23 protein-coding genes are annotated in these 23,545 nt (G+C 44.7%); 12 read left to right on the forward strand and 11 right to left on the reverse strand.

The window, feature by feature from the left end:
- Positions 1-30 precede the first annotated feature (30 nt).
- Both Q8J82_RS00560 and Q8J82_RS00565 read right to left on the reverse strand, forming a co-directional pair.
- Complete coding sequence (locus tag Q8J82_RS00560; protein ID WP_304892064.1) at positions 31-408, reverse strand: DUF2782 domain-containing protein; 378 nt, start codon at positions 406-408, stop codon at positions 31-33.
- A 96-nt stretch (positions 409-504) separates the two neighbouring features.
- Positions 505-1,233: a TIGR00730 family Rossman fold protein gene (locus tag Q8J82_RS00565; RefSeq protein WP_304892065.1), complete on the reverse strand. Its 729-nt coding sequence runs from the start codon at positions 1,231-1,233 to the stop codon at positions 505-507.
- A gap of 180 nt (positions 1,234-1,413) precedes the next feature.
- Between Q8J82_RS00565 and polA the strand changes: the two genes are divergently transcribed.
- Complete coding sequence (gene polA, locus Q8J82_RS00570) at positions 1,414-4,221, forward strand: DNA polymerase I (RefSeq protein WP_305327569.1); 2,808 nt, start codon at positions 1,414-1,416, stop codon at positions 4,219-4,221.
- Between the two features lie 19 nt (positions 4,222-4,240).
- Here polA and Q8J82_RS00575 read toward each other — a convergent pair whose 3' ends face one another.
- Together Q8J82_RS00575 and Q8J82_RS00580 are read right to left on the reverse strand one after the other, a co-directional pair.
- Positions 4,241-4,465, reverse strand: a complete 225-nt coding sequence (locus tag Q8J82_RS00575; RefSeq protein WP_304889960.1) for a hypothetical protein — start codon at positions 4,463-4,465, stop codon at positions 4,241-4,243.
- Between the two features lie 3 nt (positions 4,466-4,468).
- Positions 4,469-5,641, reverse strand: a complete 1,173-nt coding sequence (locus Q8J82_RS00580) for a GGDEF domain-containing protein (RefSeq protein WP_304889959.1) — start codon at positions 5,639-5,641, stop codon at positions 4,469-4,471.
- Positions 5,642-5,851: 210 nt separating this feature from the next.
- On the opposite strand from Q8J82_RS00580, the gene Q8J82_RS00585 reads away from it, so the two are divergent.
- Together Q8J82_RS00585 and Q8J82_RS00590 are read left to right on the forward strand one after the other, a co-directional pair.
- Positions 5,852-6,619, forward strand: coding sequence for a molybdopterin-binding protein (locus Q8J82_RS00585; protein ID WP_305326536.1), 768 nt, complete (start codon positions 5,852-5,854; stop codon positions 6,617-6,619).
- Positions 6,620-6,892, forward strand: coding sequence for a YkgJ family cysteine cluster protein (locus Q8J82_RS00590; RefSeq protein ID WP_304889957.1), 273 nt, complete (start codon positions 6,620-6,622; stop codon positions 6,890-6,892).
- Here the strand turns inward: Q8J82_RS00590 and Q8J82_RS00595 are convergent.
- Positions 6,885-8,168, reverse strand: coding sequence for an MFS transporter (locus tag Q8J82_RS00595; RefSeq protein WP_305326609.1), 1,284 nt, complete (start codon positions 8,166-8,168; stop codon positions 6,885-6,887). The genes Q8J82_RS00590 and Q8J82_RS00595 overlap by 8 nt on opposite strands.
- 165 nt (positions 8,169-8,333) lie before the next feature.
- On the opposite strand from Q8J82_RS00595, the gene dusB reads away from it, so the two are divergent.
- From dusB to Q8J82_RS00635, 8 genes are all read left to right on the forward strand, one after another.
- A complete protein-coding gene (gene dusB / locus Q8J82_RS00600) occupies positions 8,334-9,371 on the forward strand; it encodes a tRNA dihydrouridine synthase DusB (protein WP_304889956.1) in 1,038 nt (345 codons plus the stop codon).
- Positions 9,371-9,604: a helix-turn-helix domain-containing protein gene (locus Q8J82_RS00605; RefSeq protein WP_304889955.1), complete on the forward strand. Its 234-nt coding sequence runs from the start codon at positions 9,371-9,373 to the stop codon at positions 9,602-9,604. The genes dusB and Q8J82_RS00605 overlap by 1 nt, the downstream gene beginning before the upstream one ends.
- 160 nt (positions 9,605-9,764) lie before the next feature.
- The gene (gene purH, locus Q8J82_RS00610; RefSeq protein WP_305327570.1) at positions 9,765-11,414 is read left to right on the forward strand and encodes a bifunctional phosphoribosylaminoimidazolecarboxamide formyltransferase/IMP cyclohydrolase; all 1,650 of its coding nucleotides are present in this window, start codon (positions 9,765-9,767) and stop codon (positions 11,412-11,414) included.
- A gap of 15 nt (positions 11,415-11,429) precedes the next feature.
- Positions 11,430-12,698, forward strand: coding sequence for a phosphoribosylamine--glycine ligase (gene purD, locus Q8J82_RS00615; protein ID WP_304908174.1), 1,269 nt, complete (start codon positions 11,430-11,432; stop codon positions 12,696-12,698).
- Between the two features lie 18 nt (positions 12,699-12,716).
- Positions 12,717-13,628: an oxygen-dependent coproporphyrinogen oxidase gene (hemF, locus tag Q8J82_RS00620; protein WP_305327571.1), complete on the forward strand. Its 912-nt coding sequence runs from the start codon at positions 12,717-12,719 to the stop codon at positions 13,626-13,628.
- Positions 13,629-13,666: 38 nt separating this feature from the next.
- The gene (locus Q8J82_RS00625) at positions 13,667-14,953 is read left to right on the forward strand and encodes a M18 family aminopeptidase (RefSeq protein ID WP_305327572.1); all 1,287 of its coding nucleotides are present in this window, start codon (positions 13,667-13,669) and stop codon (positions 14,951-14,953) included.
- A 56-nt stretch (positions 14,954-15,009) separates the two neighbouring features.
- Positions 15,010-16,341, forward strand: a complete 1,332-nt coding sequence (locus Q8J82_RS00630; protein ID WP_304908175.1) for a sodium:alanine symporter family protein — start codon at positions 15,010-15,012, stop codon at positions 16,339-16,341.
- Positions 16,342-16,355: 14 nt separating this feature from the next.
- Entirely contained in the window at positions 16,356-17,714 is a 1,359-nt protein-coding gene (locus Q8J82_RS00635) for a sodium-dependent transporter (protein WP_305327573.1), read from the forward strand.
- A 105-nt stretch (positions 17,715-17,819) separates the two neighbouring features.
- On the opposite strand, the gene Q8J82_RS00640 is transcribed toward Q8J82_RS00635, so the two are convergent.
- The 6 genes from Q8J82_RS00640 to Q8J82_RS00665 all read right to left on the reverse strand — a co-directional run bounded on the left by Q8J82_RS00640 (position 17,820) and on the right by Q8J82_RS00665 (position 23,278).
- Positions 17,820-18,137: a c-type cytochrome gene (locus Q8J82_RS00640; RefSeq protein WP_304891251.1), complete on the reverse strand. Its 318-nt coding sequence runs from the start codon at positions 18,135-18,137 to the stop codon at positions 17,820-17,822.
- Between the two features lie 497 nt (positions 18,138-18,634).
- Positions 18,635-19,555, reverse strand: a complete 921-nt coding sequence (locus Q8J82_RS00645; RefSeq protein ID WP_304891252.1) for a D-hexose-6-phosphate mutarotase — start codon at positions 19,553-19,555, stop codon at positions 18,635-18,637.
- 63 nt (positions 19,556-19,618) lie between these two features.
- The gene (ilvD, locus tag Q8J82_RS00650) at positions 19,619-21,469 is read right to left on the reverse strand and encodes a dihydroxy-acid dehydratase (protein WP_305327574.1); all 1,851 of its coding nucleotides are present in this window, start codon (positions 21,467-21,469) and stop codon (positions 19,619-19,621) included.
- 87 nt (positions 21,470-21,556) lie between these two features.
- Positions 21,557-21,943 carry a type II toxin-antitoxin system death-on-curing family toxin gene (locus tag Q8J82_RS00655; protein WP_304908177.1) on the reverse strand — a complete coding sequence of 129 codons (387 nt, stop codon included), beginning with the start codon at positions 21,941-21,943 and terminating at the stop codon, positions 21,557-21,559.
- Between the two features lie 2 nt (positions 21,944-21,945).
- The gene (locus Q8J82_RS00660; protein WP_304891255.1) at positions 21,946-22,170 is read right to left on the reverse strand and encodes an AbrB/MazE/SpoVT family DNA-binding domain-containing protein; all 225 of its coding nucleotides are present in this window, start codon (positions 22,168-22,170) and stop codon (positions 21,946-21,948) included.
- Between the two features lie 124 nt (positions 22,171-22,294).
- Positions 22,295-23,278 (reverse strand): integron integrase, encoded by a 984-nt coding sequence (locus Q8J82_RS00665; protein ID WP_304891256.1) that lies wholly within the window; start codon positions 23,276-23,278, stop codon positions 22,295-22,297.
- Positions 23,279-23,336: 58 nt separating this feature from the next.
- Here Q8J82_RS00665 and Q8J82_RS00670 point away from each other — a divergent pair.
- The coding region (locus tag Q8J82_RS00670; protein WP_305327575.1) for a hypothetical protein at positions 23,337-23,545 on the forward strand (209 nt) is incomplete at its 3' end.

Genomic DNA, 23,545 nt, shown 5'->3' on the forward strand with positions numbered 1-23,545 from the left:
CACCCTCTCTATTCACATGCAGACGTTACCCTAAAACCTGAAAATGGTCCATTTAGGGATACTTAACGGTGGGGTTGGCCCTGTATTAACCCAGCTACCATCTTGGTCCTCTTTATGTAAATAGTAAGGCACACCATGTGCCGGCGTTATTTTCATCATATAAAGCTGACCATTGACACGATACTCTTCAATGGTTTCACCCTTCTTTTTAACGATGGTAATTTGCGGCTCATCTGCATTTTCTTCATTGCTAATGGCTGGTGGCGGAATATCTTCTAACGGTTGCAAATCTGCCGGTGGCGTTTTATTTGGTGCTTGAGCCGTCGCCACTAAAGGTAGCTGTATCAATCCAAATGCCAGTAACAGCGCTAGATTCTTCCAGATGATATTCTTAGAGATTTTTTGCATGGCTTGACACCCATTCCTTAAAATTGATTCGAAACCTAATGGTTCATTTTAACAAATTACGCACCAATAAACCGTATTTTGACAAATAAAGCCTCATTATAAATAAAGCTGAACGCGCTCTTCTTCCGCTGACAATTTGAATCCACGCTCTTCATAATGCTTGAATATGGCCTCTACAACTTGTTTGGGGTCATCTATCACTTGAATCAAGTCCAAGTCCTCAATTGAAATCATTTTCTCAGCCACCAAAGTCGTTTTAACCCAATCCAGCAGGCCACGCCAAAATGGCTCGCACACTAAAATAATCGGCATTTTTAATGTTTTACCTGTCTGTATCAGCGTAATCGCCTCCATCACTTCATCCAGCGTACCGAAGCCGCCTGGCATCACCACGTAAGCACTGGCGTACTTTACAAACATCACTTTACGCATAAAAAAATGTTTGAAATTTTGGCTAACATCTTGATATGGATTACGCGTTTGCTCATGTGGCAACTCGATATTCAGGCCAATACTAGGCGATTTTCCAGGGAATGCACCTTTATTAGCGGCCTCCATAATGCCTGGCCCGCCACCAGAAATAACACTAAAACCTGCATCGCTCAGTAAGCGAGCTATGTCTTCCGTTAACTTGTAATAGGGATGATCTACCGAGGTGCGCGCACTACCAAAAATAGAAACTGCAGGGGTAATTTCTTTAAGGCGTTCCGTTGCATCCACGAATTCTGCCATAATCTCGAATGCATGCCATGACTCATGCCCCGTTTGATGTTGCCCCTGTAAATCAGGATTAATAGTTTTTGGCACTTTTTTTGCAATGGTCATAATCTTGCTTTCCTTATTTATTTGAAACCAAAAATTCAAAGGTTTAGCGGACTGTAATTTCAACCCATGGCGCAAAACATTTTTTAGTCGCGCCACATATGTTTTATGATGCAAGTAGCTTAACAAGCTCAGTAGAAAATGTAGCGCAACAACGTATCGCGACAACCTTTGGATTTTTATATGAAAACTTTGTTATTAGTAGACGGCTCATCGTACCTGTATCGCGCCTTTCACGCCATGCCTGACTTACGAAATAGTCAAAATGAACCCACAGGGGCGATACAGGGTGTACTTAATATGTTGCGCCGGTTACATAAAGATTACCCATCAGATTATAGCGCGTGTGTTTTTGATGCAAAAGGCAAAACTTTTCGTGACGACATTTACGCAGAATATAAAGCGAATCGCGCCTCGATGCCAGATGATTTGCGCGTGCAAATAGATCCATTACACGAAGCGATTAAAGCGTTGGGCTGGCCGCTGATTATGGAAGAAGGCGTTGAAGCCGACGACGTGATTGGGGCCTTAGCCAAGCAGGCAGAACGTGAAAATGTGCGCGTGATTATTTCAACTGGTGATAAAGATATTTCGCAACTGGTGAATCAGCACATTACGGTCGTCAATACCATGCGTGACGCTTTCAGAAAAGTCGATGATGTTCTGGACGTTGCTGGGGTAGAAAAGAAATTTGGCATACCGCCAAGTTTGATGGTGGATTATTTGATACTGATAGGTGACACCTCAGACAATGTGCCAGGGGTTGAAAAAGTAGGGCCAAAAACCGCAGTAAAATGGCTAACGCAATACGGCTCGCTGGAGAATATAGTTGCCCATGCTGATGAAATCAAAGGTGTGGTCGGGGAAAATTTGCGTAAGGCGCTGCCTTGGCTACCGACGGCACGTGAGCTGATTACCATCCGTTGCGATGTTGGCATTCAGGAAAATCTTGCTGATTTGGCACCGCAACTGATAGATAAAGCTAAATTAGCTGAATTGTTTGACCGCTTTGAGTTTAAAAGTTGGCGCAGAGAGTTAGATAACATGGGAACAAGTACGCCCTCACCTTCTGCTTCGCTCCACTCTCAGCCAAAGAGTGAGGGGTTATTTGATGCTACGCACCCCGAGTCCTTCGACCAAGCTCAGCAGAGCCCAGTCGAAGTGCAAGCATTTCAAGCCAACAACAGTCGCAACTACGAAACCATTTTAACGAATGAGCAATTGAATATCTGGCTGGGTAAAATATGTAACGCTGAACTCGTTTGCTTTGATACCGAAACCACCTCACTCGACCCGATGCTAGCCAAAATCGTCGGCATGTCATTCTCTGTCGAAGCTGGAAGTGCCGCGTATTTACCGCTAAAACATGATTATTTCGATGCGCCAGAACAGCTTAACTTTACCGAAACGCTCGCGAAAATTAAACTGGTTTTAGAAAATCCTTCCATCAAAAAAGTAGGGCAAAATCTAAAGTACGATCAGCATGTGCTAGCAAATCATGGCATCGCACTCAATGGTATTGAGCATGATACTTTGCTGCAGTCCTATGTATTCGAATCACACAAAACGCATGGCATGGATGCCCTTGCAGAGCGCCATTTGGGCTTACAAACCATCAAATTTGAAGAAGTGGCTGGCAAAGGCGCCAAACAAGTCACTTTTAACCAAGTCACAGTGGAAGTAGCGGCTGAATACGCCGCCGAAGATGCCGACATTACGCTGCAACTGCATAAAGCCATGTACCCGCAAATCGCCGCTGATGCAAAACTGGACTACATTTACAGCCAAATTGAAATGCCGAGCTCTGGCGTGTTGTTCACCATTGAGCGTAACGGCGTGTTGATAGATAGAGACATGCTCAATATTCAAAGTAATGAAATCGGCACAAAGTTAGTCGCACTTGAAAACCAAGCCTACGAACTCGCAGGGCAGCCTTTCAACTTGGCCTCGCCCAAGCAGTTGCAAGAAATTTTATTCGATAAACTCGGCATTAAACCGACCAAGAAAACTCCTTCCGGAGCGCCAAGTACAGACGAGGATGTGTTGCAAGAACTGGCATTAGACCACCCACTACCTAAAGTTTTATTGGAATATCGCGGGCTAGCCAAACTAAAATCCACTTATACCGACAAACTGCCGCGCATGATTAACCCCTCTACTGGCCGGGTGCATACCAGCTATAACCAAGCGGTGGCAATCACCGGGCGGCTGGCAAGCTCAGACCCTAACTTGCAGAACATTCCTGTGCGCTCGGCTGAAGGCCGCCGTATTCGTGAAGCATTTATCGCTCCAGCAGGTAGCGTGATTGTGTCGGCCGACTATTCTCAAATAGAGCTACGCATCATGGCACATTTATCTAAAGATACAGGTATGCTGCAAGCCTTTGCCAATAATGAGGATATCCACCGCCACACCGCTGCCGAAATTTTTGGCGTAGAACGTGAAGCTGTAGATAACGAACAACGCCGCTATGCCAAAGTCATCAACTTCGGGCTCATTTACGGCATGAGTGCCTTTGGCTTAGCGCAAAACCTCAACATTGAACGTGGCGCAGCCCAAAGTTATATTGAACGCTACTTCTCCCGCTACCCCGGCGTGCGTGAATACATGCAAAACACCCGGGAAAGCGCCAAACAAAAAGGCTATGTTGAAACCTATTTTGGCCGCCGTTTATGGGTGCCAGAAATTAACAGTGCGAATGGCCAAAGACGCGCAGGCGCCGAACGCGCCGCCATCAACGCGCCTATGCAAGGTACGGCGGCCGACTTAATTAAACTTGCCATGATTGCGGTAGATAAATGGCTGCGGGTCGAAAAACTGAAAAGCAAACTCATTATGCAGGTACACGATGAGCTAGTGCTGGAAGTGCCTGAAAGTGAATTAGAGTTAGTAAAAACGACTTTGCCAAAACTCATGGAGAATGTAGCAAAATTGGATGTGCCGTTGCTAGCTGAAGTTGGTGTTGGCAGTAATTGGGAAAGTGCGCATTAACACACCTACAACAATACACTTACATACTGGCATCAAAGAAGTCCCCAACTGTTTCATCACGGTTTAATACAACAAAGCCTTTAATCATGCGATACCAAAACCATAAGGTTGAAATAACAATTATTGCCAAACCCATCAACATAAATGGGTTAAAAAATATAATCAATGCGTCGTTCAACGAGCGGTTTTGCAAACCTTTAGTGCTGGCTGTAATGAATGAAATCACTACGGCGGAATCAAACACGAACTATTTATTTGAAGTGCGTTCATTAAGGACTTCCTGCATTTGAAAATCAAACAGACGTACCGCATTACGCCCTGCTTTTTTTGCCTGATACATAGCAATGTCCGCATGTTTAAGCAGCTCTTCGTGCGACTTTCCATGGTCGCCAAACATGGCAATGCCAATGCTTGGCGTGCTATGATATTCGTAGGCATCAAGTTGATACGGGCGGTTAAGGCTGGCTGTAATTTGGGTGCCAATTTTTTCTACCTGGGCGGCCGCTTTTGCGTGGTCTTCACTCAAATCTTCTAACATTACGACAAATTCATCACCGCCTAAACGGGCAACGGTATCGCTATCTCGTACACAAGCTAACAATCGTTCGGCAACTTGCTTAAGCAGTAAATCGCCCATGTCATGTCCCAGGGTGTCATTGAGCATTTTGAAGTGGTCTAAATCTAAAAACAACAATGCCCCACGCTTATTCGTGCGTGCACTCATCACCAGCGCATGATTAAGCCTGTCGAGTAATAATCGACGGTTAGGCAGGTTGGTCAGCGGGTCATTAAACGCAAGCTGGTTAATTTCTTTTTCGCGCTCTGCTGCATCAAAACGTAAGGTAATGTTTTCTATGAGATTGCCATTGATATTACGTATGCTCACTATTAGAAAAATTAAGTATAAAAATCCAGAAATACTCATCGTGATAGAAATACTATCCCCAGCCAAAAATAGGCGGATTAAAATCGGAGTAAGCGTAATCAAGGTGTAGGCAATCGCGCTAACAAGGTCAACCGAGTAAGAAACAATACCTCCCGCAGACATACCTGTAAGCACGTAAATAACAAACATTTGATGCTGAAGGTGGTCAGCGGGAAACATCAGGATGCTTGTCGCGCCCCATAGCAAACTACTGGCAATCACACCTAGGCGAAATTGTGTCAGGCGCTTTTGAACGGCTAGAGTATCAGTTGCCGGGTTACGCTGGTGACTCAATGTAATGATGATTCGAATCATATTGACGATAATCACTAACGCCAACCAGCCGATAATGACAGGTGGCGCAATCACATCACGCTGCATATAAGCAAGTATAATCGCAAGCAAAGTGCTGGCAACTAATGTTCTGCAATTAGCCGCCAAAAGTTGCTCCAGTTGTGCCGCCTGTATGGCGATTTTTTTGACTAAATCGTTCATTTTTGGTTGTTTTTACAGAACTAATTTCAATCGTATACTACTGTCCGTATTCATTATGTGGCATGTAGATTGTTAGTTCAACAGTTTTTCTGAATGTGATGAATATTATTTGTTTTGTATTTGCAGGAAATAATTGTATTAAAATCGGCTAAGTAAGCTAGTAAGATAACCCTATAATATTTTCAATTTTCACTACCGCACACATAACACATGAATCGTTCTATCGGCATCTACATCATCGGCGATGAAATCCTTTCAGGCAAACGGCAAGACGCGCATCTAAACTTTGTGATTCAAGCCCTGAAATCACGCGGCTTGCAGTTGGCTTGGGCAAATTATTTGGGGGATATTCCTGCGCAAATTACTAGCTCGCTCAAAGCCAGCATGGAGCGCAATCAACAAAACAGTCAACAAAATAACGATATTGTATTTAGCTTTGGCGGCATCGGTGCAACGCCTGATGATTTCACACGACAATGTGCAGCAGAAGCAGCTGGCGTGCCACTTGCGCGTCATGCAGGTGCGGTTGCCGAGATTGAAGCGCAGTATGGCGAAAGCGCATACCCCAAGCGCGTGTTGATGGCAGATTTTCCACTTGGTGCGTCGCTCATTCCTAACCCGGTAAACCGGGTGGCAGGCTTTGCCATCAATGGGCATTATTTTGTGCCTGGCTTTCCACAAATGGCGCACCCGATGATAACTTGGGTGCTAGATACTTATTACAAACATCTATTTCACCAACAAGATTATATTGAAGCTTCAATACTGGTGATGGATGCAGGCGAAAGTAATCTGATAGATTTGATGCGTCAAATTTTGGCACAATACCCCGCACTCAAACTTTTCAGCCTACCAAAACTCGACTCACGACGCACTACTGAGTTAGGTGTTAAGGGTGAGGCTGCCCATGTTGAAGCGGCAATAAATGTCATCAAACAATCTGTAACGGCACTTGGCTTTCCATGGACGGGAATCTAATTGGAATGCAGAGCCAACTGTGGCGCATGTTGCACCGCGCCGTCTATCAATAGCCCGATTCCAGGCATGCCGAACGGCAAGCCTGCCGGCACAAGATGTATTCAATTGAATGATAACCACCAATGCATGATTTTTGGGATGCCAGAACGTCCTAGTTTTTGCGCCAGCCTGCAACCCAGCAAAGAAATGTGTGGTGACGAAAAAATTGGACAATCGCGTGAGTACGCCATGAATTGGCTTACTGAATTAGAACAAATCACGCGCCCTAATTAAAGCTGGACTGCCTAGTTTCACGCATACATAACACTGCCATAAAGCTCACCGCAGCCATTGCGGAAACATAATAACCAACCCAAGCAAGCCCTCCCCGCTCAACCAGCAGCTGAGAAACAAAAGGCGCGCTAGATGCGCCTAGAATTCCACCCAATTGATAAGCCAGTCCAGACCCTGTGTAGCGCACCGCGACAGGGAACTGCTCTGGAAGATATGCTCCCATCGGCGCAAAAGTAGCGCCCATTAAAAACAATGCGATTGCAAGAAATAGCGTGATATAAATAATTGAACCACTTGCAACCAATGGACTTAAACTGAATCCTGCAAGCACTGCTAAAAAACTACTCACCAACAAAACAGGTTTGCGCCCAAGCCTATCACTCAGCCATGCAGAAAGCGGGGTAGCAAGTGCCATAAATATAATGGCAATACAAAGCATTTGCAAAAAATCCACTCTCGGTATTTGTAGCGTTTTAGTCCCGTAACTTAAACAAAAAACCGTCGCGGTATAAAACAAGTTGTAACACACCACCATCGCCATAGAGCCCAGCAGCACTGGCTGATAATGCTTTTTTAACAAGGGTTTGATTGGCGTTGCATGCGTGGAATGTTCTGCCAAAGCTTTTGCAAAAGCGGGTGTTTCCACCAATTTAAACCTCACATACAAACCTACTGCCACGAGTAACGCACTGGCAATAAAAGGTAAACGCCAACCCCAGGTTTTAAACTGCTCATCTGTCAACAATAAAGCCAAGCCTAAAAAACTTAGAGTGGCCAGTAAAAACCCGACAGATGGGCCTAACTGCGGAAACATGCCAAACCAGGCACGTTTACCAACTGGTGCATGCTCGGTCGCCAGCAGTGCCGCACCGCCCCACTCGCCACCTAAACCTAACCCCTGCCCAAAGCGCAACACGCATAAAGCAATTGGCGCCCATGTGCCAATCACATCATAGCCTGGCAGCAAACCTATGAGCAAAGTAGAAATACCCATCAATAATAATGAGGCTGCGAGTGTTGCTTTGCGCCCTACTTTATCTCCAAAATGGCCGAAAACAATCGCACCTAGAGGCCTCGCAATAAAGGCTATGCCAAAAGTTAAAAATGCGTTTAAAGATTGTACGGCAGAATCGCTGGCAGGGAAAAACACCTGTCCAATCACCAACGCAACGGCCATGGCATAGATATAAAAATCATAAAACTCAATCGCGGTACCAATAAAGCTGGCAAAGGCAATGTGAGTGGCTGAGGGTGTGTTAGATGGAGAAGTTTTAATATTCAAAGTGGCGCTTTCGATGAGCGTAACTAATTTACGCTTTTAATCATTATACAAAGTTTTATTTTTAAGTAGATTTAAGTATAAATTTAAGTTTTCTGACAACTCATTTGCGTATAAAATAGGCAGCTTGCTCAAAAGTATACATAACCGTTAAAAAATTAAATGCAAATCGGCTCACACATTTTAAAGAATAATTTAATCGTCGCCCCAATGGCGGGTGTAACGGATAGACCTTTCCGGCAGCTATGCAAAAAAATGGGCGCAGGATTAGCTGTGAGCGAGATGGTAACTTCTAATTCACTGCTATACGGTAGCGAAAAAACATTGCGTCGTGCAAACCATAAAGGCGAAGTTGACCCGATTTCAGTGCAAATAGCAGGCGCAGACCCACAAATGATGGCGGATGCTGCACGGCACAATGTAGATAACGGCGCACAGATTATCGACATCAACATGGGCTGTCCAGCCAAGAAAATCTGCAACGTCATGGCAGGTTCGGCCTTACTTAAAGATGAACCACTGGTTGCACAAATATTAAGGGCTGTAGTCAATGCGGTAGATGTGCCAGTGACCTTGAAAATACGTACAGGTTGGGATAAAAACAATCGCAACGCAGTGCAAATTGCAAAAATGGCCGAAGATATTGGCGTACAAGCTTTAGCCATGCACGGTCGCACCCGCGCCTGTCTTTATACTGGTGATGCTGAATATGACACGATTGCAGCAGTGAAACAGGCAATTAAAATACCGCTCATTGCCAATGGCGACATTACCACCCCGGAAAAAGCCAAATTTGTGCTGGATTACACAGGTGCAGACGCCGTGATGATAGGCCGTGCTGCGCAAGGGCGGCCTTGGATATTCCGCGAGATTGAGCATTTCATCAAAACTGGTGAACATTTACCCCCGCCAGAAGTAACAGAAATTCGCGCCGTAATGCTGGAACACCTACATGATTTATATGAGTTTTATGGCGAACTAACTGGTATGCGCATGGCGCGCAAGCATATTTCCTGGTACACAAAAGGCTTAAAAGATTCTGCTAACTTCCGTCACAGCATGAATACGCTGCAAACCATAGAATTGCAACTTTCAGCCATTGATGAATTCTTTGACCATTTGCAAAGCCGTGACCATCGTTTGCAATACGATGTAATAGACAACCCGTTCACAAGTAACCTAGTGTTAGAGGCTGCATAATGAATAAATGCGATCTCGCCAATAGCGTAAAATTATCGTTAGATCAATACTTTAAAGACCTTGATGGTGAGCCGCCACACGCAATATATGAAATGGTTTTAGGCTGTATTGAAAAACCATTGCTGGAATATACATTGCAGTACGCTGGCGGAAACCAAAGCAAGGCGGCAGAAATATTGGGGCTAAATCGCAATACCTTACGCAAAAAAATTCAACAATACAACATCGAGTAAAAATCACTTCCTTTGATTATTTAATTTAGTTTTATATTGATCTCATAATCAAAGGAAAACAAGGCAGCAAAATCTGAGGTGTTGAGGTCGATACATCAAGTTCGACAAGGCACTAAAGACCAAGCTAACGCAGTTATCATTTGCATTATGGAATAAATATATGGCAACAATTAAACGTGCGCTTATCAGCGTTTCTGACAAATCAGGCATTTTAGAATTAGCCCTCGCTCTGACTAAATTGAATGTAGAGATTTTGTCTACTGGCGGAACGGCAAAGCTGTTTCGCGAAAATAATGTTCCAGTAATTGAAGTCAGTGATTACACCGGTTTCACTGAAATGCTCGATGGCCGCGTTAAAACACTGCACCCAAAAGTACATGGTGGCATTTTAGGCCGTCGCGATTTACCCGAACATGTAGCCGCAATGAAATCAGCCAACATTCCAAATATCGACATGGTGGTAGTGAATCTTTACCCATTTGAGGCAACCGTTGCTCAAGCTAACTGCTCACTTGAAGATGCTATTGAAAATATCGACATTGGCGGCCCGGCCATGGTGCGTTCTGCCGCTAAAAACTGGAAAGATGTTGCTGTATTGACAGACGCAAGCCAATACGCAGACGTCATCAGCGAGCTACAAAGCACTGGCGGCGCAGTTGCTGAAGCCACCACTTTTGCACTTTCTGTTGCTGCATTTAATCGAGTATCACAATATGATGCTGCGATTAGCAACTATTTATCGGCCATTGATTACAAGGCCAGTATGGCAAGTAATCAACCTGTACGTCACCAGTTTCCTGCGCAAAGCAACACCAATTTTGTCAAAGTACAAGATTTGCGTTATGGCGAAAATCCACATCAGCAAGCGGCTTTTTATCGTGATTTACACCCAGCGCCAGGCTCGCTTGTCACTGCACAGCAATTGCAAGGCAAAGAATTAAGCTACAACAATATCGCCGATGCAGATGCTGCATGGGAAGCGGTTAAGAGCTTCGGCTCTTCAAACAATGGCGCCACTGGCGCTATGACAGCTTGCGTGATTGTAAAACATGCCAATCCTTGTGGCGTGGCATTAGGTACAACTGCGCTTGAAGCCTACACAAAAGCATTTCAAACTGACCCTAGCAGTGCATTTGGCGGCATTATTGCTTTTAACACCACTGTAGATAAAGCAGCAGCTGAAGCTGTAAGCAAGCAATTTGTTGAGGTTCTGATTGCTCCAGACTATACAGCAGAAGCGCTAGCCATTTTTACCGCAAAAGCTAATGTGCGTGTACTTAAAATAGCACTCCCCAAAGGTGGCGACTTAAAATCGAAATCTAGCGCCTGGGAACAAGGCCGCAACTCTCACGACACTAAACGTGTGGGTTCAGGATTGTTGATACAAACTGCTGACAACCATGAGATTAGCGAATCAGATTTAAAAGTAGTGACAAAAAAACAGCCAACCTCACAACAGATGGCAGATATGTTATTTGCATGGCGTGTAGCTAAATATGTCAAATCAAACGCGATTGTCTTCTGCGGAAACGGCATGACGCTAGGCGTAGGCGCCGGCCAAATGAGCCGTGTGGATAGTACACGTATAGCCGTCATTAAAGCGCAAAATGCGGGTTTAGCGCTTAAAAACTCAATCGTTGCTTCTGATGCTTTCTTTCCATTCCGTGATGGTATAGATGTACTGGCAGAGGCAGGGGCAAGCTGTGTGATTCACCCGGGCGGCAGCATGCGCGATGAAGAAGTGATTGCAGCAGCAGATGAGCATGGTTTAGTGATGGTTGTAACGGGTATCCGCCATTTTAGGCATTAAGGTAAATATAACAATATGAAAGTAATGGTCATAGGCAATGGTGGTCGCGAACATGCGCTGGCTTGGAAAATCGCACAAAATAAAGAAGTAAGCCGTGTGTATGTAGCGCCTGGAAACGCAGGCACTGCGACTAACCCTGACATGTTGAATGTACCTATAAGCAGTGTGCCAGATTTGCTGGCGTTTGCACAAAAAGAGCAGATCCACCTTACCATTGTCGGACCAGAAGCCCCCCTATCGCAAGGGGTGGTGGATGTATTTCGTGCGGCAGGCTTAAGAATTTTTGGCCCCACCAAAGCCGCAGCGCAACTGGAGTCTTCAAAAGACTACGCCAAAGCTTTTATGGTGCGGCACAACATTCCTACTGCGGCTTATGCTACCTTTACTGATGCCAAATTGGCCCACGACTACGTCACACATCAAGGCGCACCAATTGTAATTAAAGCGGATGGATTAGCAGCCGGTAAAGGTGTAGTGGTTGCAATGTCTGATGATGAAGCGCATGCCGCCATTGATGCAATGCTTTCAGACAACAAGCTTGGCAATGCAGGTGCCCGCGTAGTAATTGAAGAGTTTTTAACGGGTGAAGAAGCCAGCTTTATTGTGATGGTAGATGGCAAAAACATACTAGCACTTGCCACTAGCCAAGACCACAAGCGCCTATTGGATAATGACCTAGGTCCTAATACTGGCGGCATGGGGGCTTATTCACCCGCACCTGTTGTTACACCTGAAATTCACGCCAAAGTCATGCGTGAAATCATTCGACCAACAGTAGAAGGCATGGCCAAAGACGGTATTCCGTACACGGGTTTTTTATACGCCGGCTTGATGATTTCACCCAATGGCAACATTAAAACCCTGGAGTTCAACTGCCGAATGGGCGACCCAGAAACCCAGCCAATTATGCTGCGCTTAAAAAGTGACTTTGTGACATTAGCCGAACATGCGGTTGACGGCACTTTGGACCAAGCTGAAGCTATATGGGATAGACGTACCGCGCTTGGCGTGGTGATGGCATCGGCTAATTATCCTGACACACCAAGATTAGGTGATGAAATTACCGGCTTACCAAAAAACTTGGAGGATGCACAGGTATTTCATGCAGGGACTACGCTTAAAGATGGCAAAGTATTAACCAGCGGCGGTCGCGTACTTTGCGTGACTACATTAGGCGAAACCGTTAAATTTGCACAAAGTCGTGCCTACCAAATTTTAGAAGAGATTAAATTTAACGGCGCACAATATCGCAAAGATATCGGATTCCGCGCCATTAAAGGGTAGTCTATACAAGGTTAAATCATGAATACCCAGGACGTACTAAACTATTTACAAAATCTACAAGCAAAAATTGTTGAAGCTGTAGAGTTAGTCGACGGAAAAAACTTTCTGCAAGACAGCTGGCAACGCCCAGAGGGTGGCGGTGGAAACTCTTGCTTACTTGAAGATGGCAATGTATTTGAGCGGGCTGGCGTGGGTTTCTCCCATGTATTGGGCAACAAACTTCCGCCTTCTGCCAGTGCTGCGCATCCTGAAGCTGCTGGTCGCCCTTGGGAAGCGATGGGCGTATCGTTAGTATTCCATCCACGCAACCCATATATCCCTACCGTACATATGAATGTGCGATTTTTTGTAGCAAAAGCACAGCACAGCACAGATGCTGATATTTGGTGGTTTGGCGGTGGCATGGATCTCACGCCTTACTATGGCTTTGAAGAAGATGCAGAGCACTTTCATCGCACTAACAAAACGGCACTAGATGCATTTGATAAAGCCTATTATCCAAAATTCAAAAAAGAATGTGACGAATATTTTTATCTGAAACATCGTAAAGAACCACGCGGTATCGGCGGAATATTTTTTGATGACTTTAACGAATTAGGATTTGAAAAAAGTTTTGAGCTGCAACGTGCGGTGGGTGATAGTTTTCTAAACGCATATTTACCAATTGTTCAGCGACGTAAAGATACGCCATACGGTGAACGTGAGCGTGACTTTCAAGCCTATCGGCGTGGTCGTTATGTTGAATTTAATCTTGTATACGACCGAGGTACATTGTTTGGCTTGCAGTCCAACGGTCGCACTGAATCCATTTTGCTTTCTATGCCGCCCATTGTTAAGTGGCGTTATGATTGGAAACCAGAAGTAGGTAGCCCTGAGGCTAAGCTTTATACTGACTTTTTGATTGATAAAAACTGGCTCTCAATCACTTGATTGCTGACTCATCATCCATGATAAAAGCGTCTACTGAAATGAACACCCAAGCTAAAGATCTACTATCCTTCATTGATGCCAGCCCCAGCCCTTGGCACGCGGTCAACACAGTAGAGCAACATCTACTCAATCAAGGCTTCAAACAGCTACATGAATCTGAGGCGTGGCAAGTGAACGCTGGCGACAGCTACTACGTGGTTCGTGGTGGCGCTTCTATCATTGCATTCACACTTGGCAGTAAAAATCCGACTGAAACTGGTTTTCGCATAGTGGGCGCACATACCGACTCACCCAGCTTGCGGCTTAAACCAAATGCGGCTTATGGTAATGATGGCTTAGTTAGAATTGGTGTTGAAGTATATGGCGGCCCGATTTTAGCCACTTTTACCGACCGCGACTTAAGTGTTGCCGGCCGCGTTACCATTCGTACAGCAAATGGTTTTGAAACGCGTCTAGTAAAATTTGATAATGCCATGATGCGCTTGCCTAACTTAGCGATTCACATGAACCGCGAAGTCAATGATAAAGGCCTAGTACTCAATAAACAAACTGAATTACCACTGATTTTTGGTGAAAATGAAGCTGGGGTTGAGGCAGATAAACAGTTTTTATGCCATATTGCAGCAGCGCTTAAAGTTGAAGCTAAAGACATTCTGACGTTTGAACTCAATGTTTTTGATACGCAAAAAGGCGTATTTTGGGGAGCCAATCAAGAGTTTATTGCTGATAGTCAATTAGATAATCTGGCGTCCTGCCACGCTACAATAACAGCATTGACTGCTGCTAAAAATCCCGACTCAACCTGCATCTGTGCATTATTTGACCACGAAGAAGTTGGCAGCGAAAGTACGACAGGCGCCAGCGGTAGCTTTTTAAATGATGTAGTGAACCGCATCGCAAGCGGTCTGCAACTAGATGAAGAAGCTAAACTACGCGCACTTGCACAAAGCTTTTTCATCAGCGCTGATATGGCGCATGCCTATCACCCTAATCATCCTTCGGCCTATGAGCCTTGCCACCATGTACTGGTCAATAAAGGCCCTGTCATTAAAACCAACGCAAACCAGCGTTACTCTACTAACGCAGAAACTGCAGCGCGCTTTATTACGCTATGCGAAAGTGCCGGAGTACCGTATCAGCAATATGCGCACCGTACTGATTTAGGCTGCGGCAGCACAATAGGGCCTATCGTGGCATCAAATTTAGGTGTGCCTAGTGTTGATGTAGGCTCACCAATGTGGGCAATGCACAGCATTCGCGAAAGTGCCGGTGTGCTTGACCATAGCTATATGATTGCAGTGCTGAAAGCGATGTTTAAAAGCTAACCAGCTTATTTATTGCATTTTATCGCTATAATTGACCTTAAATTAAAGGGTATAAAATGCAAGCATTAGAAAAAATCATCGGTACGCTTTCAAGCATAGCATGGGGTCCGCCCATGCTCATTTTACTGGTAGGTACAGGGCTTTACCTCACTATTCTTTTAAAAGGCGTGCAGTTTCGCGCCCTACCCCACGCACTTAAGCTCATTTTCAACAAAGACCACCATCACGAAGGCGACATTAGTCACTTTGCCGCACTCACGACAGCCCTTGCTGCCACAGTAGGAACGGGCAATATTGCGGGTGTAGCTCTTGCCATTACCATAGGCGGGCCTGGCGCGGTATTTTGGATGTGGGTAACAGGTTTAGTAGGTATGGCAACTAAATATAGCGAGGCCGTACTCGCCATTAAGTATCGTGAAAAAGGCGCGCATGGCATGCGTGGCGGACCGATGTACTATTTAGCAAAAGGTGCAGGGCTGCCTTGGTTAGGCACTTTATTTGCGATTTTTACCGCGTTTGCTGCTTTTGGTATCGGCAATATGATGCAAGCAAATGCAACAGCCGGTGTACTTCACTCTACGTTTAACATCCCCACAGAGGCCACAGGCATTGTACTGATGCTTCTCACAGGTTTGGTGATTTTAGGTGGCATACGCACCATTGGCAAATTCACCTCTTATCTTGTACCCTTTATGATTGTGCTTTATGTAGGCAGTTGTTTGATTGTGCTAGCAATCAACGTAAACGAAATCCCTCACGCATTGGGTTTGATTTTTTACCACGCATTTAATCCAAGCGCCGCCTCAGGTGGATTTATTGGCGCAACCGTCGCCACCGCGATTAGCGTAGGGGTTGCGCGTGGCGTGTTCTCAAATGAATCTGGCTTAGGCTCCGCCCCAATCGCTGCCGCCGCCGCGCGAACGAACGACCCTGTAAAACAAGCCTTAGTGAGCATGACGCAAACTTTTATTGACACCTTAGTCGTATGTACCATGACGGCCTTAGTGATTTTAACCGCCAGTAGCTGGACGCAAAAAATTGAACCAACCGCCCTCACCAGCGTAAGCATGGCAGAAACATTAGGCAGCACGGGTAGCATTATCGTAGCCATTGCCACCGCATTATTTGCCTATTCCACGTTAATTGGTTGGAATTATTACGGTGAAAAAGCCATTGAATATTTATTCGGCGAGCGTGCCATCCGTATTTATCGTGTGTTTTTTATTGTAGCGGTCATGGTCGGTTCAGTTGTCAGCCTAAAACTAGTGCTCAATTTTTCAGACTTAATGAACGCCTTAATGGCGATTCCTAATTTAATCGGCTTATTATTGTTATCAAAAATAATTAAGCAAGAAACTGATCGCTATTTTACTGAAGTTAAAAAGTAACGAGAAATATTGAGATGTCGCACATACCACATCGTAGCCATTGGAACAGCCGCTGGACATTCATGCTAGCTACAGCCGGCTCTGCCATTGGTTTAGGTAATATTTGGAAACTACCCTACATGATAGGCGTCAATGGTGGAAGTGCATTTGTTCTGGTATTTGTGATTAGCATTTTTTTAGTGGGAATACCACTGATGATGACTGAAATTTTACTTGGTCGCCGCGCGCAAAAAAACCCATTAGATGGCATTCAGACACTCGCCATAGAGGCGAAAAAATCCAGCCTATGGCGATATTTGGGGGGCATGGGTATGCTGACAGGTTTACTGATACTGGGTTTCTACAGCGTAATTGGTGGCTGGGTACTGGCATATATCAGCGAGGCTGTCAGTGGAAGTTTCAGCCAAATTACCGCACAGCAATCTACGGCTAATTTCGATGCATTATTAGCCTCACCTTTCAAACTACTGTTCTGGCATACAGTCTTTATGCTGATGACTATGAGCGTAGTCGCGCACGGTGTGAACTCCGGACTTGAAAAAGCCAACAACATACTCATTCCGGCATTATTCGCCATATTATTGGTGTTGCTAGGCTACAGCATGTCGGAAGGTGATATGCAGACCGCATTTCAATTCATGTTTAAACCTGACTTTTCAAAAATTACACCTGTATCAGTTTTGTCTGCACTAGGTCATGCGTTTTTCTCGCTCAGTTTAGGTATGGGCGCTGTCATGGTGTATGGCTCATACCTGCAACGTAATGTTTCCATTGCGCGCACCACTATTTATATTGCATTGGCTGACACCCTATTAGGCTTACTGGTAGGGTTAGCGATTTACTCATTAGTATTTGCCAATCATTTAGCGCCTAATGCCGGGCCTGGCTTGATATTTCAAACCCTTCCAATTGCTTTTGGTCATATGCCTGGTGGCAATATTATTGGTGTGCTATTTTTTTTACTGGTAGCTTTTGCAGCATGGACATCTTCTATTTCACTGGTTGAACCTACCATTGCATGGATAGTAGAAAACACTAAAATTAAACGTCATGCTGCCGCCCTGATATTGGGTGTTGCAGTTTGGTTACTTGGCGTTGCTGTGGCGCTATCGTTCAATGAATGGAAAGATATTAAAATTGTATTTAATCTTAATATTTTTGAAACGCTTGATAAGCTCACATCTACCGTTTTGTTGCCGCTGGGCGGCTTGTTGATGGCAATTTTTGCAGGCTATTTTATGAATAAAAATCATGTGCAAGAAGAACTTAATTTAAACGACCAAGCTTTTAAATTATGGCGCATTGCCAATAACTACATTGCCCCAATCGCTATTGCCGCAGTATTTTTATATTTGTTTGGTCTAATCAAATAACTAGAGCCTTTGTACAACGGCTTTTTCAACCATAAAAAATTATATTCACTGCCATAAAAAAGGCCAGCTTTTTGAGCTGGCCTTTTAGTCAATCTAGCGTCTGAATTACAGCGCTAAAATCCATTGTACGATTGTTTTAATATCGGCATCTTTAACTTGTGGACTATTAGCTGGCATAGGCATAGGACCCCAAGTGCCACTACCACCTTTTTTCACTTTTTCAATCATTTTAGCTTCAGCCGTTTTGTCGCCTTTGTATTTTGCAGCAACATCTTTAAACGCTGGGCCTAATACTTTTGCATCTACAGTGTGGCAGGCTAAACAGCCACTTTTTTGCGCTAATGCTTTGCTATCATCTGCATTTGCCTGAACCGTAACTAACATAGAACCAGCTACAGCGATGGTTAACAATAAAGCTTTCATGTCATCTCCTTAAACTTACACCTAAAAATTATTTGCACTTTTTACAACCAGCAATGATACCTATAATTACATTCAGTAACAAGCCAGTTACATTAAATCTCACTCAACAGGCTTGGCATATTATCAATACTTTGTGAGCATACAACGCCTTCACTTAACCATGCGTTGACATCATTTGTGAATTTTTTTGCTAGTTTTTTTGCGCATCTACAATCGAATCATCCTGATAGAAAAATAGATGATGCGGGTAATAACATTGAGTAATTTCACGCCACCACAGTTTAATGGGTGCATCTAATAAAAATGCATCATCATTCGGATAAGCATGAGATGCACTTTATCATTTTTTGCCGTTGCTAATAAGCAGGAAGCCAATTGAAACTAATATCGGTTTGTTTTGCTCGCGCGATAAAGTAAGTGCCTACTCACACCACGGGAACCATTCAACAGTGTTTTCTGCATATTTCAGTAAATAAACGCTAGCTTAATTGGCATGACTAAAGCGGCTCGATTGAATACTCAGCGACCATAGTGTGTGTTTCATTCGGGTAAATTGTCACGCTGTTTTTCAGTGCATTGGCGGATTCTACACAGAGCATTTTTCGCCATTCATCGGCGGTTCCCATATCACCCATTTGTGAGGATTTTTCAGCGCCTGGTGACCAAATAACCGTGGTATTACTACCCGATTTTGATACTCTGATAGCTCGGTTATAGCCTTTGTCTTGAATGACACAATCTTCTTCACTACTCAGATAGACACGATCAATCTCACCACTAAATTGCAATGATCCATGTTGTACATTACGAATATAGCCTTCAACCTTGTCTGAATAGACTAAATTATCCAGCCCAGTGATTTCAGCATTTGCCACATCGCTCACATTAAAATACGTGTGATACGCCTCACCTATCATAAATGGATGGTTCGCTAAGTTAGTCGTATTCATCTCCAAACGCAGGTAATTACCAATTGTAATCTCTAACGTTAAGCGGTAAGGATAAGACAGCTGTTTTTTGGTGACGTCAGTTTCGGTCATTTCCAATAATAATCTCGTCGTGCCGTTTGCTAAGCGATTACTTTTCTTTAACTGCCATTGAATGACACGCGCAAATCCATGCGGGCAATAGCTACTATCTGTAGGATGTGCGCCGAACCATGGCCAACAAATAGGCACGCCCCCACGAATAGACCGACCTGGCGTATAACGCGCATTGCTCGATAGCCACAATACGGGCTCTGCAGTTGATTTTGGTTGCCATTGCATGACATGTGCGCCCTGCAAAGCCAACTTGGCCGTGGCGTGGCGATTGTCAATTTCAATATAATCTAAACCATTGGCATCTGTTACAAAGCGGACATCTTCTGCCTGTTCTGCATCTATATCTGCCGAGTGGTGGACTTTTGAAATATTCATTTTAATTATTCGCCTTCTTTTATATTTCTACTTTTATATTGTTAATTCGTAATTACGTATTCGTTATTTTTCTATCTGAGAAACATCACGTACTGCGCCACGCGCGGCACTGGTACTCATTGCAGCATAAGCACGCAAAGCAGGTGAAACCGCACGCACCCGGTTTACAGGCTTCCAGGCATCCTTACCTTTAGCAATCATTTTTGCACGACGGTGTGACATTTCCTCATCGCTAATCGCTAAATGTATGGTGCGATTTGGAATATCAATCTCTATGGTATCGCCTTCTTCCACCAAGCCAATCGCACCGCCTTCAGCCGCCTCGGGCGAGGCATGGCCGATACTCAATCCAGATGTCCCACCAGAAAAACGGCCATCAGTCAGTAATGCACAGACTTTACCTAAGTCTTTAGACTTTAAGTACGATGTCGGATACAGCATTTCCTGCATGCCAGGGCCGCCACGCGGGCCTTCATAGCGAATCACCACCACATCGCCTGCTACTATTTTATCGGCAAGAATCGCCTCAACTGTAGCATCCTGGCTTTCAAAAATACGCGCACGCCCAGTAAACTTCAAGATACTGTCATCCACACCCGCCGTTTTAACAATACAGCCATCTAAAGCAATATTGCCATATAACACCGCCAACCCACCATCTTGCGAATAAGCATGCGCTTTGTCGCGAATGCAACCCTCTGCACGGTCATCATCTAAAGTCGGAAAAAGCATGCTTTGACTAAAAGCAATGGTGGTTGAAATACCACCTGGTGCCGCGCGGAAGAATTTTTTCACATCTTCATCCTGTGTGACTTTAATATCCCACTTATCCAAAGCATCACCTAAGGTTGCGCTATGCACAGTCGGAGTATCGCGGTGAATCACCCCTGCACGATCCAGCTCGCCCAAAATTCCCATCACGCCACCTGCATGGTGTACATCCTCCATATGATATTTTTGCGTGGCGGGCGCTACTTTGCACACGCACGGCACTTTGCGTGAAATGTGGTCAATGTCGCTCATGGTGAAATCAAGTTCTGCCTCGTGCGCGGCGGCGAGCAAGTGCAACACGGTGTTGGTTGAGCCGCCCATCGCCACATCTAAGGCCATGGCGTTTTCAAAAGCTTTCATATTGGCAATGCTACGTGGCAAAACACTGTAATCCTCTTGCTCATAATGGCGTTTGGTAATTTCTACAATTAAGCGCCCTGCTTTTAAGAATAATTCTTTACGTGCGCCATGTGTAGCAAGTGCAGAACCGTTACCAGGCAAGCTTAAACCCAGCGCCTCAGTTAAACAGTTCATAGAGTTTGCGGTAAACATGCCTGAGCAAGAACCGCAGGTTGGGCAGGCAGAACGCTCAATCGCTTCGGCTTTAGCGTCGCTCACTTTGCTGTCTGCGGCGGCCACCATGGCATCCACCAAATCTAGCTTTAATTCCTCGCCTTGCCAATTCACTTTGCCTGCTTCCATCGGCCCGCCTGAAACAAACACCACTGGTATATTCAAACGCAAAGCTGCCATCAACATGCCTGGAGTGATTTTGTCGCAATTTGAAATACACACCAGTGCATCGGCACAATGCGCGTTCACCATATACTCCACGCTATCGGCAATCAGGTCGCGGCTAGGCAAGCTGTACAACATACCACCGTGACCCATGGCAATGCCATCATCCACCGCAATGGTGTTGAACTCTTTAGCCACACCGCCTGCACGCTCAATCTCACGCGCGACCAACTGGCCTAAATCTTTAAGATGCACATGACCCGGCACAAACTGCGTAAAAGAATTACATACTGCAATAATCGGCTTATCAAAATCACCGTCTTTCATACCAGTTGCGCGCCAAAGTGCGCGTGCGCCTGCCATATTGCGGCCGTGGGTAGTGGTGCGAGAACGATAAACTGGCATGATAAAAGTCCGTATGGTTGAACAATAAATAAAGGTGTAATTCTAGACTAGCTGACGCTAACTAGCCAAAGAAATGTAAATTTAAAACTATCTTTGTACTAAATTTTTGCGTATCCATGCCGCAAAATTTACTTCATTCACCTCACCAGCGGCGACAGCTAACATGGTAAGCGTAGCCTCCACCTGCGTAGTTTTTAATTTAAAACCATTTAATCCTAAGAATAAGCCCACAGAAAGAAAAGCAGCTCGTTTATTTCCATCTACAAAAGCATGGTTTTTTGCCAAACCAACACCATACGCAGCAGCTAATTCCGCCAAGTCAGGGTTACTATACATCGCCAAATTAACAGCCCGATTGAGTGCAGAATCTAACAGCCCTTCATCCCTAATACCTGACGCACCGCCATGTAGCGCCAAACTCTCATCGTGCAAGATGATGAGTAAACGCTTATCTATCCACCGAAATTGTGGCATAGCTACTTTGCCAATGCATTGAATGTATCACGGTACTCACGCATAAACTCGCGCCCAATATCGAGCTGCTCTTCAAAACTTGGGTCATGCGGAGTAATAGTCACCGCACCCGGTGCATCGGTTAAAAACACGGTATCGCCTTTTTCAAGTTTTAAGCGCGTCAATACTTCTTTAGGCAATATTAAGCCTACGGAATTACCGATTTGGGTCAATTTTAAGGTGTGCATATTCGCGCTCCAAAGTTAATTGTTATAACAAAAGTTATAATAAACCTGTTTCAGCTAGAATGCAATTACCTGCAGCATCGCATCACTTTCACAAAAACCAAGCACCTACAAAACATCTAGTTATTTACAGCACATCTAGCGGACTACTCACGCCGCGCCCGCCTTTATTCAGCACATGGGTATAAATCATGGTGGTGGCAACATCGGCATGACCCAGCAACTCTTGCACGGTGCGAATATCATAACCGCCCGTTAGCAAATGTGTGGCAAAGCTGTGGCGTAAGGTATGCGGCGTGGCAAGCTTAACTATGCCTGTTAAATTCACCGCTTTTTTCACTGCACGTTGCACGGTTTTTTCATCAGCATGATGCCGCCTAATCACCTTGCTACGCGGGTCAACCGATAATTTGACGGATGGAAAACAATACTGCCAGTTCCAGTCCTTACCTGCATTTGGGTATTTTCTATCAAGCGCCATTGGCATAAACACCTCGCCATGGCCTGCATTTAAATCATCTTTATGCAAGGTTTGTACTTTTAACAAATGTGCTTTTAGCGGCTCTACCAAACTGGCGGGCAACATGGTGACCCTATCTTTAAAACCCTTACCTTCACGCACTAAAATTTCGCGCCGCGCAAAATCAATATCTTTCACCCGTAAACGTAGCGCCTCCATAATGCGCAAACCGCTACCATAAAGCAGGCTGGCAATCAGCCACATGGTGCCATCCATACGGCTTAAAACAGCTTGCACTTCGGCCTGAGTGAGCACCACAGGCAAGCGTTGTGGTACTTTAGCTTGCGTTACATTATCTAACCACGGCAGCTCAACCCCCAGCACCTCTTTATAAAGATAAAGCAGCGCGCTTTTGGCTTGATTTTGCGTGCTGGCAGAAACATTACGCGCCACCGCCAAATGCGTTAAAAATTCTTCCACCTCAACCGCGCCCATGTCTTTTGGGTGGCGCTTGTTAAAATGCAAAATATAGCGTTTAATCCAATCTATATAGCTTTTCTCTGTGCGAACACTATAGTGCTTAACACGCATTTTTGCCGCCACTTGATCGAGCAGTTTTGGTGGTTGGGTTTGGTTAGAAGTAATTTGCATATGAATTCACTTTTTTAGGTGTGATAAATTTTACAAAGCAATTGATTTAAATAAGATTATGTATAACTATACAACATTAACAACATGCCCAAATAAAAGATTAAGTTCTTATTTGGGTTCTACTTCACGTTGGGCAGCGAACCCCACGCAGCTTGATACTTTACGAATTGGGGGCAAGAAAGATATTGGAATGAAATTCAAAAAAGCGTCAATGGCTGTTTACATTGCAATAGTTTCAATTACTGTTGCTGGTTGTGCCACCACCGG

The sequence above is a fragment of the Methylotenera sp. genome (assembly GCF_030684185.1).
Lineage (GTDB): Bacteria > Pseudomonadota > Gammaproteobacteria > Burkholderiales > Methylophilaceae > Methylotenera.